The organism is Micromonospora sp. MGP-C2, assembly GCF_057766525.1.
The window spans coordinates 3,759,541-3,772,744 of record NZ_JBYMEN010000002.1 but is presented as its reverse complement, the minus strand read 5'-3'; the positions used below and the strand labels follow the sequence as shown (position 1 = coordinate 3,772,744).

Genomic DNA, 13,204 nt, shown 5'->3' with positions numbered 1-13,204 from the left:
GCCAGCCTTGCCGGTCAGCGCCGCGGATCCAGCTCGTCCAACAGCGACGGGTCCCGTCGGATCAGCTCGGCCAGCCGGGCCGCCGGGTCCGGGGTCAACCCGTTCGGGCCGGGCGCCCAGCCGGGAACGGTCCGGCCGGACAGCGGCCAGGTCGGTGGAGGTGTCACCGGTGCCACCGGCGGTGCCGCCGGGGGCACCGGCCCGACCGTGACGTCCGGCCCGTCCCAGGAAACCCGCAACGGGTACGTCCGCCCGGCGTGCTCCACGTGCACGGTCACCGCCAGCCCCGGGTGGGCGCCGACGATCTGACGCACCGCCTCGGCCACCTCCTCGACCGGCCCCCAACCGGCCACGTCGGCCGAGGGGTCCGCCCCCGCGTGGCGGGGACCATTGCTGCCCGGCACCTCGTCGCGCTCGTCGCCGCGCGCGAGCTCGGGCTGACCCGAGGGCGGTGTGGTGTCGGCACGGTCGTTGACCCGCCGGCGTAGCGCCTCCTCGCGCCGGGCCAGTCGGGCCAGCGTCTCGTCCAGGTCACCCCTCACCACAGACCTCCTTCCCGCCACGGCCGGAGCCGGTCAGCTCAGGCCCTCCGGTCCCGCGTAGCCCGGTCCAGCGCACGGTCCAGGACGACCAGCAGGGCGTCCCGCACCGAGAGCCGGTCCCGGGCGTCGAACTGCACCAGGGGAACGTGGTCGCCGATGGCCAGCGCCCAGCGGATCTCGCCGAGTTCCAGGGCCAGCCGCCCGTCGAAGGCGTTGACCCCGACGACGAACGGCAACCCGGCCCGCTCGAAGAAGTCGATCGCAGGGAAGCAGTCGTCCAGCCGGGCGCTGTCCACCACCACCAGGGCGCCGAGCGCACCCCGGGCGAGGTCGTCCCACATGAAGCCGAACCGGGACTGCCCCGGGGTGCCGAACAGGTAGAGCTTGAGGCTGCGGTCGATGGTCACGCAGCCGAAGTCCATGGCCACAGTGGTGGTGGTCTTGGATGATCGGGCGCCCGGGTCGTCCACGCCGATCCCGGCGGTGGTCATCTCGGCCTCGGTGGTCAGGGGCGCGATCTCCGAGATCGCGCCCACTGTGGTCGTCTTGCCCACCCCGAAGCCGCCGGCAACCAGGATCTTGACCGGGACCGGCGGCGCGGCGGGTCTTCCGGCCGGCGGCGATGACGCCCGCGTAGCGGACGGAGGCTGGTACGGCGGCGGCGGAGCGCTCGACGGCGGCCCGGCCCGACCGACGATCGGCCCGGTGCCCGATGACATGCCGTACCGGGCGGCGGCGCTGTTCGCGGCGACCCCGCCGAGCGGGGCGACCGGCCATTCAGGAGATCGCACGGAGTCCATCAATCACTCGCAGGATGAGGTTGGGGTCGAGAGCATCGTCGGTGTCGGTGACGTGCACGTCCAGGTGCCCGGCCGCCCGGAGGTCACCGACCAGGACCCGCGTCACCCCGAAGTGCAGTCGGGTCCGGGCCGAGATCTCGGCCACCGAGATCGGCTCGGCGCAGAGCGCGATGATCGCCTGGATCTCCGGTGCCATCAGGACCCCGGGAGGGCTGCTCCACCAGCCGCTGTCCGGGCGGACCGTCACCTGCGTCTCCAGCCCGATCGCCGGATCGGCACCCGCCACCCGCCCTGAGGTGAGCACGAATGGACGGGGACCGGCCGGCCCACCGCCACCCTCCTCCGGCTCGGGCAGGGCCGGTGCCGCCACGCTCTCCCCGGTCGGGGAGAACGCGCGCAGGTACGGGCGGATCCGGACCCGGGGGTCCGGGTCCGGATCCTCGCCGGCGACCTCGGGGGTCATTGTTGGACGGCGTTCTTCAACTCGACGATCAACCGCGGGGTCAGGGCGCCACCGGCCCGCCCGGCGAAGAGCGTCATCTCGTACGCGACGGTGCCCAGGTTGGCCGACCGGTCCGCGACGACCCCGAGCACGGAACCGCTGCTGATCGCGCTGATCAGCAGATAGCCGTCGGCCATGTCGACGATCACCCGGTTCAGGCCGCCGAGCGCGTACCAACTGGCCGCCCCACCGGCGAGGCTGGTCATTCCGGAGACCACGGCGGCCAACCGCTCGGCGTTGGACCGATCCTTGATCGCCGACATGGCCATCAGCAGGCCGTCCGAGGAGACCGCGATCGCCTCCAGCACCCCGGCGGTGCTGGAGGTGAAGGAGTCCAGCAGCCAGTTGAACGTGCGTGCCTCCGGGCTGAGGTCCCCGATGGCGCCGGTCGGGCTCTGGTCGACGTTGTCGTGCAGGAAGGGGCTGGTCACCGTGATGATCCCTCTTCGTTCCGGTGGTCTGGGCTGACTTCGCGGAGAGCGCGGGCGACGCCCTCCTCGAACTCGCTGATCTGATCTCGGACCTCGGCCGGGTCACCGAGGTGCGTACTGGGCGGCTGGCAGGCCGGGATGGCGGTCAGGTTCGCCCCCGGCACCCGCCGGCTCAGCCGGCCCCGACCCGACGTGCCATCCGACGGTCCCGCGTTGTCCGTCACCGTCGGGCCGGCGCCGCCCGGTGTGCTCGGCAGGTCGACGGTCACGCTCGGGTCCGGCATGGTCGACCGGACACCGGATGCGGCCTCGGCCCGGCGTACCCCGGCCTGGAACGCCTCGACCAGGGCGCGGGCGGCGGCGGGGTCCGCGCCGGTGGCGTCCACCGGCCGGGTCGGCGCGGCGGTGGCGTGCAGGCTGGCCCCGGGCACCCGCTGCCGGACCCGCGGTCCGGCCGGCGTGCCCGACGGCTCCGGCGCCTGGGGTGCGGGAGCGACCTGCTCCGTCTGGCCGGGGCCGAACGCGTTCCAGGACGGGCCGGCCTCCAGGCTGCGGGTGGCTCGGCTGAGCAGGTCCGAGTCGAAGCGGGCCGGCGCGGCGACGGCCGCCGCGAGGGACCGCGTGTCGTGGTCGTCGACCGCCGGGGTGGCCGTACGTCGGTCCCGTGCCGGCACGGCGGCCCGGGCCACGGCGGCCCCGGCCCGGTCGGCGCGGCGCAGCACCAGTGACGCCGACGGGATCTCCAGGTGTGCGGTCACCCCACCGCCGCCGGTGGCGGTCAGGCCCACCTCCCAGCCGTGGCGACGGGCAAGCCGGCCCACCACGAACAGGCCCAGCACCTCGGTCGGTGCCAGGTCGAGCCGCTCCCGGCGGGTGAGCCGGGCGTTCTCCTCGGCCAGCCGTTGCTCGCCCATGCCGATGCCGTGGTCCACCACGGTGATCCGGGCGCCGAGGCCGGACGCCTCGGCGGCAACCAGCACCCGGGTGTGCGGCGGGGAGAAGACTGTGGCGTTCTCCATCAGCTCGGCCAGCGCCAGGATGAGGTCACCGACCACCGCCGGCGCGGCCGAGATGCCCGCCGGCACCCGCACCTCCACCCGGGTGTAGTCCTCGATCTCGCCCAGCGCCAACCGGACGACGTCGGCCAGCGGCACCGGCGCGGTGTGCGCGTCGGCCCCGGCCGCGCCGGAGAGCACCACCAGGCTGCCGGCGTTGCGCCGCAGCCGGCTGGAGATGTGGTCGAGGCGGTACAGGTGCTCCAGCCGGCCCGGGTCGGCCTCCTGCTGCTCCAGCCGGTCGATGAGGGCGATCTGCCGGCCCACCAGGTTCTGGGTGCGCCGCCCGACGTGACCGAACATCTGCGCCACGTTGCGTCGGCCGGCGACCTGCCGCTCGACCAGCCGCGCGGCGGTGGTCTGCACCCGGTCGAAGGCCCGCGCCAGGTCGCCGATCTCGTCGTTGGCCCGGACGTCCACCGGCTCCAGCCGGACCGCTTGTGGGCTCTCCGTCTCGTCGTCGGCGACCCGGACCAGCTCGGCCTCGGCGACCCGGGCGACGCGGTCGGCCGAGCGGGTGAGGCGGGTCAACGGTCGGGCCACCGTCCGTGCGACCGCCGCACTGAGCATCACCACCAGCATCAGGATCAGCACCGTCGCGGCACCGACCAGGTACGCGGCGGTCAGCGCCCGGCGCTGCTCGGCGGTCACCTCGGTGAGCACGTCGGCGACCAGTTTCTTCTCGACGAACTGGCCGAGTCGGATCATCGTGCGGACGGCCGGGAAGAGCGCCTCGATCGGCACGTCGCGGACCGCGCCGGCCGGGTCCCGGGCGCTGGTGACCAGGAAGTCGGGGCTGGTACGCGCGGCCACCGCCGCGTCGTTGAGCTGGGCCACCGCGAGCTGCTCGGGCGTGATCAGGGCGCGGAAGCGCCGACTGTCGACCTGGAGCGCGGCGATGCACGCCACGTAGGCCGCGCTGGTGTCCGGGCTGCCGATGACCTTGACGAGCACGCTCAGGGTGGCGCAGGCGCCCAGGCCCTCGTCGGCGCGGAGCAGCCCGTCGAGGGCGAGCACCTGACGGCCCGCCTGCGTCTCGGTGTCCACACCGAACGCCAGCCGCAGCGAGTCGATCATGCCCACGTTGACCGGACCGAACGCGTTCATCACCTGCCCGGGGTTCGCGGCCCGGGCCAGCACTGCCGTGCGCAGGTCGCTGAGGCTGGACACACCGTCCAGGGCGCGGTCGACGCGGTCGGTCAGCGCGTCACTCCCGTCGGCCCGCAGGTCGGCCACCCGGTCGTCCACGTCGGCGGACTTGCGGATCAGCTCACTCCGGTCGACCCGGCCGAGCAGGAAACCGACGGAGAGGATGCGTTCCTGCTGGAGGTCCTGGACCAGGCTGCCGACGCGACTGGCGAGTCGTACCCGGTCGGCGGTGTCGCCGGCCCGCTGTGCCGCGGCCACCCGGTCGAGCATCACGGGCACGGCCAGGCCGACCATGCTGAGCAGCGGGATCACCACGAGCAGAGCGAGCTTGCCGCGGATGCGGAGCCTACCGAGCAGCATCGAACGCCCCCCACTGCGCGGTCTCCGGGGCCCGGAGCGCGCCGGTCGGCTGCAGCTCTCGCGGTTCGGAGGCGGCCGGTTGCCAGGGGTCTGCCCGGGACGGGGTGTCGGGGGCTTCCGTGTGGGTCGTGGCCAGGGCGGCCCGGCGTCGGGCCCGGCGACCCGCACCGATCAGCAGCGCGGCGAGCCAGCCCAGCAACAGCACGGCGACGACCCCCGCGGCGATGGTCAGCCAGCGGTCCCGGTCCAGCCCGTCGATGCGCTCGACCAGCAGGGCGTCCAGTTCGGCGAGGATGACCGGCTGGAGTTGGCGCGCCGCGCGGTGCGTGTTGAGCCCGGCGGCAGCCAACTGACCCTGGTCCACGCCTCCGGCGCCGGGGGTGGAGAACGCGGCCAGCGCCTCCACCGAGCGCTGGTAGGTGTCGAGCGGGGTCAGCACGTTGGCGCCGAGATCGGTGCTCTCCGAGCCGTCCACGGCGGAGCGCAGGTTGTCCACGACGTCGTTGGCCGGCGCCAGGGCGGTGACCCGCAGGCCGGTCAGCTCCATCAGGCCACGGGGTTGCTCGGCGGCGGGGCGGCGGGAGATCAGAGTGCCCAGGTCGGCGAGCCGGCCGGCGGCCACCACCGCCTCGGGCAGCTCCTCGCCGACGCTGTCCTGGAGGAAGAAGGAGTCCACTGCGGGGTCGCGTACCAGCCCGGAGCTTTCCCGGACCTTGCGGTGCAGGGCCAGCAGCAGGTCGGCAGCCTCGCCGTACGCGGTGTAGGCGGACTCCGGGTCGGCGGGGCTGCGGCCGCGCAGTGCTTCCAGCTTGGCGCGTACCCCTGCCCAGCGCTCCTGGCTGAGCAGCTCGACGCCGATGCGGGCGTCCACCGCGGCGGCCTTCTCGACCGCCTGGTCCAACGGCTCCCGGGCGACGGGGCGACCGCTGACCGCGGCCGACTGGGCCTCGACCAGGGCGTCGGTGACCCCGGCCAGGGCACCGAGGTACTGCACGCCGAGTCGTTCGCGGGCGGCCAGGGTCCGATCGTCGCTGGTCTGCCGCCAGGCAGACGTGACGAGCAGACCCACGGGCGCCAGTAGTGCCCCGACGAGCAGCAGCGGCAGCAGTCGGCCCAGCGTGGACGGCCGTCGACGGGCCCGCGGCGCGGGGACTGTCATGTGTGTCTCCTCCGGCGGGGAAGCGCGAATTGGCGCGGTCTCGGGTCAGCCGAAAAGTCCCGTGCACCGGACCGGAAAACTAATCGAACCGCCTACCGGTCAGACCTCAGTCGGCGAGTCAGGTTCGCGTCAGTTCGAGCAATGTCAGCATTTGTCCGCGCCTCCGGCCCACTTTGTTTCGTCGATGGGTGTGACATGGAGGGATCGAGGTGGATATCCGGCATAGATCGGAATTCACGGAATCCGAAGTCAACTCACTGTGCCGCGTCCGACGTTGCGCGCTCGCACCCATCTGGACACCGATCGGGGCAACCGGACGGACGTACGGCGGATCTCAGCCAACGCTCAGGCTGCGGGCCGTACCGTGTGCCGCATGACATCGCCGTCGCCGGCCGCGTGGTTCCGGCGTGCCCTGCCCACCCGCCGTCGCGCGATCGCCGCAGCGGCGGTCGTCGTGCTGCTGGCCGCCGCCGTGACCTGGGCGGTGTGGCCGCAGGGGCCGGGCGTACGCACCGAAAGCGCGATGCTCACCGTCCGCTCCGGACCGTCCGGCGACCAGCCGGTGGACCTGGACACGACCTTCTACCTGCCCGACGACGCGTCGTCCGGGCGGAAGGTGCCGGCGGTGCTGTTGGCACACGGGTTCGGCGGCACGAAGGAGTCGGTGCGCTCCGACGCGGAGGAGTTCGCCGGGCGCGGCTATGCGGTGCTCACCTGGACGGCCCGGGGCTTCGGCCGCAGCGGCGGTGAGATCCACCTGGACAGCCCGGACCACGAGGTGCGCGACGCTCAACGGCTGCTGGACTGGTTGGCCGCTCGGCCGGAGGTGCGCACCAACGCCGCCGGTGACCCGCAGGTCGGTGTGGTCGGCGGCTCGTACGGCGGCGGGTTGGCACTGCTGCTGGCCGCCCAGGACAGTCGGGTCGACGCGATCGTCCCCATGATCACCTGGAACGACCTGTCGCGCGCCTTCCTGCCGGAGAGCACCGGCGGAGCGCCGACCGAGGGCGTGTTCAAGAAGGGCTGGGCCGGTCTGTTCTTCGGTGGCGGCGGCAACGTGGGTTCCGGGCCGGCCGGGCTGTCCGGTGCGACCGCCGCCCAGCCGCAGGGAGCCCCGGAGTCGGCCGGTCCGCCCAGCCCCGGACCGGGCGCTGGCCCGGGCACCGGTCCCGGTGGCGCCCCGGCCGGTGCCGCCGACCCGTCCTGCGGCCGGTTCGCCGCCGACGTGTGCGCCGCTTACCTGCGGATCGCCACCACCGGTCAGGCCGACCAGGCCGCCGTGGACCTGCTGCGCCGGTCCAGCCCGGCGGGTGTCCTGGACCGGATCAAGGCACCCACCCTGCTGGTGCAGGGCGAGGCGGACACCCTCTTCCCGCTCGCTGAGGCGGACGCCAACGCGCGCGGCATCGCCGCCGCCGGCACCCCGGTGCGGGTCGCCTGGTTCACCGGCGGGCACGACGGTGGCAGTGGACCCCGCTCGGACGAAGACCGGGTGAAGTTCCTGACCGTCCAGTGGCTCGACCACTACGTCAAGGGCGAGGGCGACGCGCCCGGCGACGACTTCACCTGGTCGCGGATCGCCGGCTTCGACGCGCTCGACAGGGGTCTCGTCGCCACCGGCTTCCGCCGCGCCGACTACCCGGGCCTGACCGGCAACGCCCGCCGGGAGATCCCGGTCGCCGGCCCGGCCCAGCCGATCGCCAACCCGCCCAACGGCAACCCGGCTGCGATCTCCTCGATCCCGTTCGCCGGCGGGCTCGCCTCCCTGCTGGACGGCGTGGCCGGTGACGTGCCCGGCCAGCATGCCCGGTTCGAGTCGACGCCGCTGACCGAGGCGGTGGACGTTGCCGGTACGCCGACCGTCACCGTGCGGGCCGCGTCACCCACCGGCGAGGCGGTGCTGTTCGTCAAGCTCTACGACGTCGACCCGGACGGCGCGGCCACCCTGCCGAACGGGCTGGTCGCCCCGATCCGGCTCACCGGCCTGCCGCAGCAGGTGCAGGACGCCCGCCCGGTAACCGTGACGCTGCCCGGGATCGTCCGACGGGTGGAGGCCGGCCACCGGCTGCGCCTCGTCGTGGCCACCTCCGACCAGGCGTACACCACGCCCGCCCAGCCCACCGTCTACACGGTGGCGGTGGACGGCGCCGTCACCCTGCCCACGGTCAGCGGCGAGCCGATCCCCACCGCCGCGACGCTCTGGCGCTGGGTGCTCGCCGGCCTGCTCGCCGCCATCGCGGTCGGGCTCGTCGTGGTCGTCGCCGTGGTCCGCCGCCGGCACCGCCGCCAGGACCGCTCGGTGCACCCGGAGTACGCGGACACCCCGCTGGCCGTGCGCGCACTGCGCAAGGAGTACGCGGACGGCTTCGTCGCGGTGTCGAACGTGGACTTCGAGGTGCACCCGGGTCAGGTGGTGGGTCTGCTCGGGCCGAACGGCGCCGGCAAGACCACCACCCTGCGGGTGCTGATGGGGCTGACCCAGCCGACCGCCGGGGAGATCTACGTCTTCGGTCGCCGGTTGGTGCCCGGCTCGCCGGTGCTGTCCCGGATCGGCGCGCTGGTGGAGGGCCCCGGCTTCCTGCCGCACCTGTCGGGTCTGGACAACCTCAAGGCGTACTGGCGGGCCACCGGACGGCCGTGGGAGGACGCGCAGTTCGACGCGGCGCTGGAGATCGCCGGGCTGGGCGACTCGGTGCACCGGAAGATCAAGAACTACAGCCACGGGATGCGTCAGCGCCTCGCCATCGCCCAGGCCATGCTCGGTCTTCCCGAGCTGCTGGTGTTGGACGAGCCGACCGACGGGCTCGACCCGCCGCAGATCGCCGAGATGCGCCGGGTGCTCCAGCGCTACGCCACGGACGGGCGCGCGGTGCTGGTCTCCAGCCACCTGCTGGCCGAGGTGGAGCAGACCTGCACGCACGCGGTGGTGGTCAACAAGGGCCGGATCGTGGCGTCCGGGCCGGTGGAGGAGATCGTGGGCGAGTCGCCGAGCGTGCTGTTCGACGTCACCGACCCGGTGGCGGCGCGCGCGGTGCTGGACCGGCTGCACGGGGTCCGGGTCCTGCCGGAGAGCGACGGCCAGTTGGTGGTCGACACCAACGGCACGGCCCGCAGCGAGGTGGTGGCCGAGCTGGTGCGCGCCGGCATCGGAGTGGACCGGGTGGTGCCCCGGCGGCGCCTGGAGGACGCGTTCCTCGCCCTGGTGGGCGAGAACTCTCGGGGAAGCGGTGACCGGTGATGGCAGGCTCTTCCGTCGAGACGCCGCTGGGCGTGACCGACCCGGCCGGTGCGGCCCGCGGTTACCGGCCGTCGGCCACCATGCCCTTCGCGGCGGAGTTCCGGCGGCAGGCGTCCCGGCGGCGCACCCAGCTGGCGCTCGGGTTCATGGTGCTGCTGCCGCTGATCATCCTGATCGCGTTCCAGTTCGACTCGGGCGGCGACGACGACAACGGTCGCAACGAGTTCTCCAGCCTGGTCGAGCTGGCCACCTCGGGTGGCCTCAACTTCACCCTGTTCTCGATCTTCGTCTCGGCGTCGTTCCTGCTGGTGGTGGTGGTCGCGCTGTTCTGCGGCGACACCGTCGCCAGTGAGGCGAGCTGGGGCAGCCTGCGCTACCTGCTGGCGATCCCGGTGCCTCGGGCCAGGTTGCTGACGGTGAAGCTGGTGGTCGCGCTCGCGTACTCGGGGCTGGCCCTGATCCTGTTGGCCGGCACCGCGCTGCTGGCGGGGACCCTGCGCTACGGCTGGTCGCCGCTGCGCAGCACTGTCGCCGCCGAGCTGGAACCCACCGAGGGGCTGCTCCGGTTGCTGGCGGTGCTCGGCTATCTGGCGGTCGTACTCCTGGTGGTGGCCGGGCTGGCGTTCCTGCTGTCGGTGACCACTGACGCCGCGTTGGGCGCGGTGGGTGGTGCGGTGCTGCTGTGGATCCTGTCCAGCATCCTGGACCAGATCACCGCCCTGGGCGCGGTACGCGACTTCCTGCCCACCCACTTCAGCACCGCCTGGCTGGGGTTGCTCTCGACCCCGGTGCAGACCGACGACGTGGTACGCGGCTGCATCTCGGCGATCAGCTACGCGACGCTGTTCTGGGGGTTGGCGTTCTGGCGCTTCACCCGCAAGGACATCACGTCGTAGCGGGTCGGCTCACAGCCGGCTGTCGGGTGGGCTCACCGACGACGGCACGGCACTGGGCTGCGGCGGCGGGGCCGGGCGCGTCGGTGCCGGCGTGGACGGGTCGGCCTTCTTCCAGGCGCTGACGCCGATCCGGCCGGTGTTGCCCAGGTCGACCGGCCCGTCCGGGTCGACCTCATGGGGCGGTTGGCCGGCCGCGGGTGCCACCGTCAGGAACTCCCCGTTGCTGGCCACCACTGTCGAATCGGTGACCAGGTTGCGCCAGAGCACCACGGCGGTGGCCCGCTCGTTCGGGGCGAGAGTGACCTTCCGGGGCGGCTGGTCGAAGCCCGAGGTGATCTCCTTGGCGCCGTTGACCACGCGCAGCATGATCGGCTCGCGCTGCTCGTCGTAGACGTGCAGCACCGGGTACCCGTTGAGCTGATAGGGGCGGTCGCCGCAGTTGACCAGCTCCAGGCCGAGGGCGCGAAGCCCCATCGCGGCGTCCGACCCGGTCGACCGGATCCGGACGCCGGAGGCCGGGCACTCGGCCAGCGGGTCGGTGCTCGCGGACGGGCTCGTCGACACACCGGGTGCGCTCGGCGGCGGGCTCGGGGGATCCCCGGACTGGCCGCGATGATCGCCGGGTGCGCAGGCGCCGAGCGCCAGCGCTGACGCGAACACCGCGAGCGACCGGCCGGCCCGTCGTGCTGTCATCTCGCGGGAGATCATCCACCGATCCTCGCGCATGGAGGCGTCCCGTCGCTGCCCACCCTGCCCGTCCCCGGCCGCCGAGCCGCTTTTGATCGACTCGGTTTCCCTGAACCCGGGGCATCCTGGCCTCGGGATACCGCGCTTTCGAGGAAGCCGAGTGGATCATCGGGGTCGGTCGGCCGTCCGCATCTGCGGCGGGTTGGCGGGCTGCGCGTAGGGCCTGGTGGGCTGTACCGTCATTCGGGAGCGCTCCCATGGACCGACCGACGCCCTGCTGAGGTCGGTTTTCCTGCTCAGCCGCAGCTCAGAGCCTCGGCGCGACGAACTCGCCGGCCCGCCTGCTCGTCGCTGGCGGGCGTAGCGCCGACATATTTCAACCGGGGATCTTCCCACCAGCAAGGAAGTTATTAACTTCGATGTAACCATGCGTCACGATGGACGGGATCCATCCATTCACCTCAATGGAGGTCCCATGAACGTCTCTCGGCTCGGCGGGCCGACCCTGTCCCTGTTCCGCATCGTGATCGGCCTGCTGTTCACGTTGCACGGCCTGACCTCGGTCTTCGGGTTGTTCGGCGGCAACCCGATGACCGGCAAGGCGGTACCGCTCGGCACCTGGCCGGGCTGGTGGGCCGCCCTGATCCAGTTGGTCTGCGGCGCGCTGGTGCTGGCCGGGCTCTTCACCCGACCCGCCGCTCTGCTGGCATCCGGCTCGATGGCGTACGCCTACTTCGTGGTGCACCAGCCGGATCACCTGCTGCCCATGCAGAACGGGGGCGAGCTGTCCGCCCTCTTCTGCTGGTCGTTCCTGCTGATAGCGGCCCTCGGTCCGGGCGCCTGGGCGCTCGACACGCTGCTCGCCCGGCGTCGCACCGACTCCCCGTCGGCACCAGCGCCCGCCTCGGCGGTCGAACCCAGCTCGGTGGCTGTCTGACCGCACGCGCGCCGCGCGTCGCCGGGGCCTCGACGAGAGGGCTCCGGCGACGCGCTCGGCGACGGTGGTGGCGGGATCAGGCCGGCGGGCGAGGGCTGAGGACAGCGTCCAGGAGGCCGGGGTAGAGCTTGTTCAGCTCGTCGCGTCGGAGTCGGACCAGGCGGCTGGTGCCGGCGGCGCGGGTGCGGGTCAGGCCGGCCTCGCGCAGCACCCTGAGGTGGTGGCTGCGGGTCGCCTTGGAGACGCCGAAGTCGAAGCTGCCGCAGGCCGCCTCGCCGCCCTCGGCGAGCGCCCGGACGATCTGCAGCCGCACGTCGTCGGCGAGTGCGGCCAGCACGGCGGTGACCGGTACGGCGGTCAGTTCGGGTTCGTGCGGCTCCATGTGACCAGTGTAACCCTTGTTCGACAATTATCGAACAAGCTCCTACTGTCGGTTCCGTTGGTTCGACGATACTCGAACATTGGAGCTGACGATGCGATCCCGCGCCGCCGCCTACCCGCTGCTCGCCGTGCTCGCCTGGGGAGTGATGTTCCCGGTCCTGGCCAGCGCGCTGACCCGGGTCGACCCGCTCAACCTGACCACTGCCCGCTACCTTCTCGCCGCCGTCATCCTGGTCGCCGTCCTCCTGCTCCGTGAGGGTGCCGGCGCGCTGCGGTCGGGCGGCCGGACGGCCGAGGTGGTGGTGCTCGGAGTGGTCGGCTTCGCCGGCTTCAACCTGCTCACCAGCCTGGCCCTCGAACACGCCGCACCGCAGCAGGTCGCGCTCTTCGTGGCCACCACCCCCGTGATCACCCAACTGGTCCGTTGGGCCCGTGACGGCGTACGCCCGAAGCCGCTCCTGCTGGGTCTCTCCCTGGTGGCGCTCCTCGGTGTCGGCCTGGTGATCACCCGCGGGAGCCTGAGCGGGCTCGGTCAGTTCGGTCTCGGTGGGCTGATGATGATCGGCGCGGTGCTCGGCTGGGGCATCTACACGCACGGTGCCAGCCGCTTCGGCGAGTGGTCGCCGCTGCGCTTCACCACGCTGACAGCACTCGCCGGCACGGCCGCCATGCTGGCCGCGAGCATCGGCGCCGACGCCGTCGGCTGGCAGCACGCTCCGGCCGCCGCCGACCTCGTGGCGGTCACCCCGCAACTGGCGTACGCGGTGATCCTGGGCGCCGTGGTCGCGGTCCTGGCCTGGAACACCGGCGTGCAGCGACTCGGTGCCGCCAACGCCGCGTTGTTCATGAACCTGGTCCCGGTGACCACGTTCGCGGTGCAGATCGCCCGCGGCTACCGCCCGGAGCCGATCGAGCTGGTCGGGGCCGCCATCACGATCGCCGCCCTGGTCGCCGCGAACCTCGCCACCCGGCCCCGGACCCGAGGCTCGGCGCTGCCCCGGGCCACAGCGGTCACGGACCCGATCGCGGTGACCGACCCCGCGGCGGTGAGCGTCCGCTGACCCACT

General features: G+C 73.0%; 12 protein-coding genes. 4 read left to right on the top strand and 8 right to left on the bottom strand.

Translation table 11 applies throughout. The annotated features are described in order from the left end of the window. Positions 1-14: 14 nt before the first annotated feature. Genes AC3CF1_RS17180 through AC3CF1_RS17155 form a run of 6 tightly spaced genes read right to left on the bottom strand, consistent with a single transcriptional unit; the run spans position 15 to position 5,998 of the window. The gene (locus AC3CF1_RS17180) at positions 15-542 is read right to left on the bottom strand and encodes a hypothetical protein (RefSeq protein ID WP_488450824.1); all 528 of its coding nucleotides are present in this window, start codon (positions 540-542) and stop codon (positions 15-17) included. A 38-nt stretch (positions 543-580) separates the two neighbouring features. Then, positions 581-1,342 carry a GTP-binding protein gene (locus AC3CF1_RS17175; protein WP_355159298.1) on the bottom strand — a complete coding sequence of 254 codons (762 nt, stop codon included), beginning with the start codon at positions 1,340-1,342 and terminating at the stop codon, positions 581-583. Further along, positions 1,320-1,805 (bottom strand): DUF742 domain-containing protein, encoded by a 486-nt coding sequence (locus AC3CF1_RS17170; protein ID WP_088950436.1) that lies wholly within the window; start codon positions 1,803-1,805, stop codon positions 1,320-1,322. The genes AC3CF1_RS17175 and AC3CF1_RS17170 overlap by 23 nt, the downstream gene beginning before the upstream one ends. After that, positions 1,802-2,275 (bottom strand): roadblock/LC7 domain-containing protein, encoded by a 474-nt coding sequence (locus AC3CF1_RS17165; protein ID WP_088950435.1) that lies wholly within the window; start codon positions 2,273-2,275, stop codon positions 1,802-1,804. The genes AC3CF1_RS17170 and AC3CF1_RS17165 overlap by 4 nt, the downstream gene beginning before the upstream one ends. Continuing rightward, positions 2,272-4,839 carry a sensor histidine kinase gene (locus AC3CF1_RS17160; RefSeq protein ID WP_488450823.1) on the bottom strand — a complete coding sequence of 856 codons (2,568 nt, stop codon included), beginning with the start codon at positions 4,837-4,839 and terminating at the stop codon, positions 2,272-2,274. Before AC3CF1_RS17160 ends, AC3CF1_RS17165 begins: the two co-directional genes overlap by 4 nt. Further along, positions 4,826-5,998 (bottom strand): hypothetical protein, encoded by a 1,173-nt coding sequence (locus AC3CF1_RS17155; RefSeq protein WP_354981763.1) that lies wholly within the window; start codon positions 5,996-5,998, stop codon positions 4,826-4,828. The genes AC3CF1_RS17160 and AC3CF1_RS17155 overlap by 14 nt, the downstream gene beginning before the upstream one ends. Before the next feature lie 373 nt (positions 5,999-6,371). Here AC3CF1_RS17155 and AC3CF1_RS17150 point away from each other — a divergent pair, with 373 nt between their 5' ends. Both AC3CF1_RS17150 and AC3CF1_RS17145 read left to right on the top strand, forming a co-directional pair. Then, the gene (locus tag AC3CF1_RS17150; RefSeq protein ID WP_488450822.1) at positions 6,372-9,236 is read left to right on the top strand and encodes an alpha/beta fold hydrolase; all 2,865 of its coding nucleotides are present in this window, start codon (positions 6,372-6,374) and stop codon (positions 9,234-9,236) included. Next, positions 9,236-10,132 (top strand): ABC transporter permease, encoded by an 897-nt coding sequence (locus AC3CF1_RS17145; RefSeq protein WP_088950431.1) that lies wholly within the window; start codon positions 9,236-9,238, stop codon positions 10,130-10,132. The genes AC3CF1_RS17150 and AC3CF1_RS17145 overlap by 1 nt, the downstream gene beginning before the upstream one ends. A 9-nt stretch (positions 10,133-10,141) precedes the next feature. Here the strand turns inward: AC3CF1_RS17145 and AC3CF1_RS17140 are convergent, their stop codons facing one another. After that, entirely contained in the window at positions 10,142-10,840 is a 699-nt protein-coding gene (locus AC3CF1_RS17140; protein ID WP_355160292.1) for a DUF4232 domain-containing protein, read from the bottom strand. A 454-nt stretch (positions 10,841-11,294) separates the two neighbouring features. Between AC3CF1_RS17140 and AC3CF1_RS17135 the strand changes: the two genes are divergently transcribed. Then, a complete protein-coding gene (locus AC3CF1_RS17135; protein ID WP_396683707.1) occupies positions 11,295-11,756 on the top strand; it encodes a DoxX family protein in 462 nt (153 codons plus the stop codon). Between the two features lie 76 nt (positions 11,757-11,832). Here the strand turns inward: AC3CF1_RS17135 and AC3CF1_RS17130 are convergent, their stop codons facing one another. After that, on the bottom strand, positions 11,833-12,138 hold the full coding sequence (locus tag AC3CF1_RS17130) for an ArsR/SmtB family transcription factor (protein WP_088950428.1): 306 nt from the start codon (positions 12,136-12,138) through the stop codon (positions 11,833-11,835). Between the two features lie 91 nt (positions 12,139-12,229). Here AC3CF1_RS17130 and AC3CF1_RS17125 point away from each other — a divergent pair, with 91 nt between their 5' ends. Then, positions 12,230-13,198 (top strand): DMT family transporter, encoded by a 969-nt coding sequence (locus tag AC3CF1_RS17125; protein ID WP_488450821.1) that lies wholly within the window; start codon positions 12,230-12,232, stop codon positions 13,196-13,198. Positions 13,199-13,204: the final 6 nt, after the last annotated feature.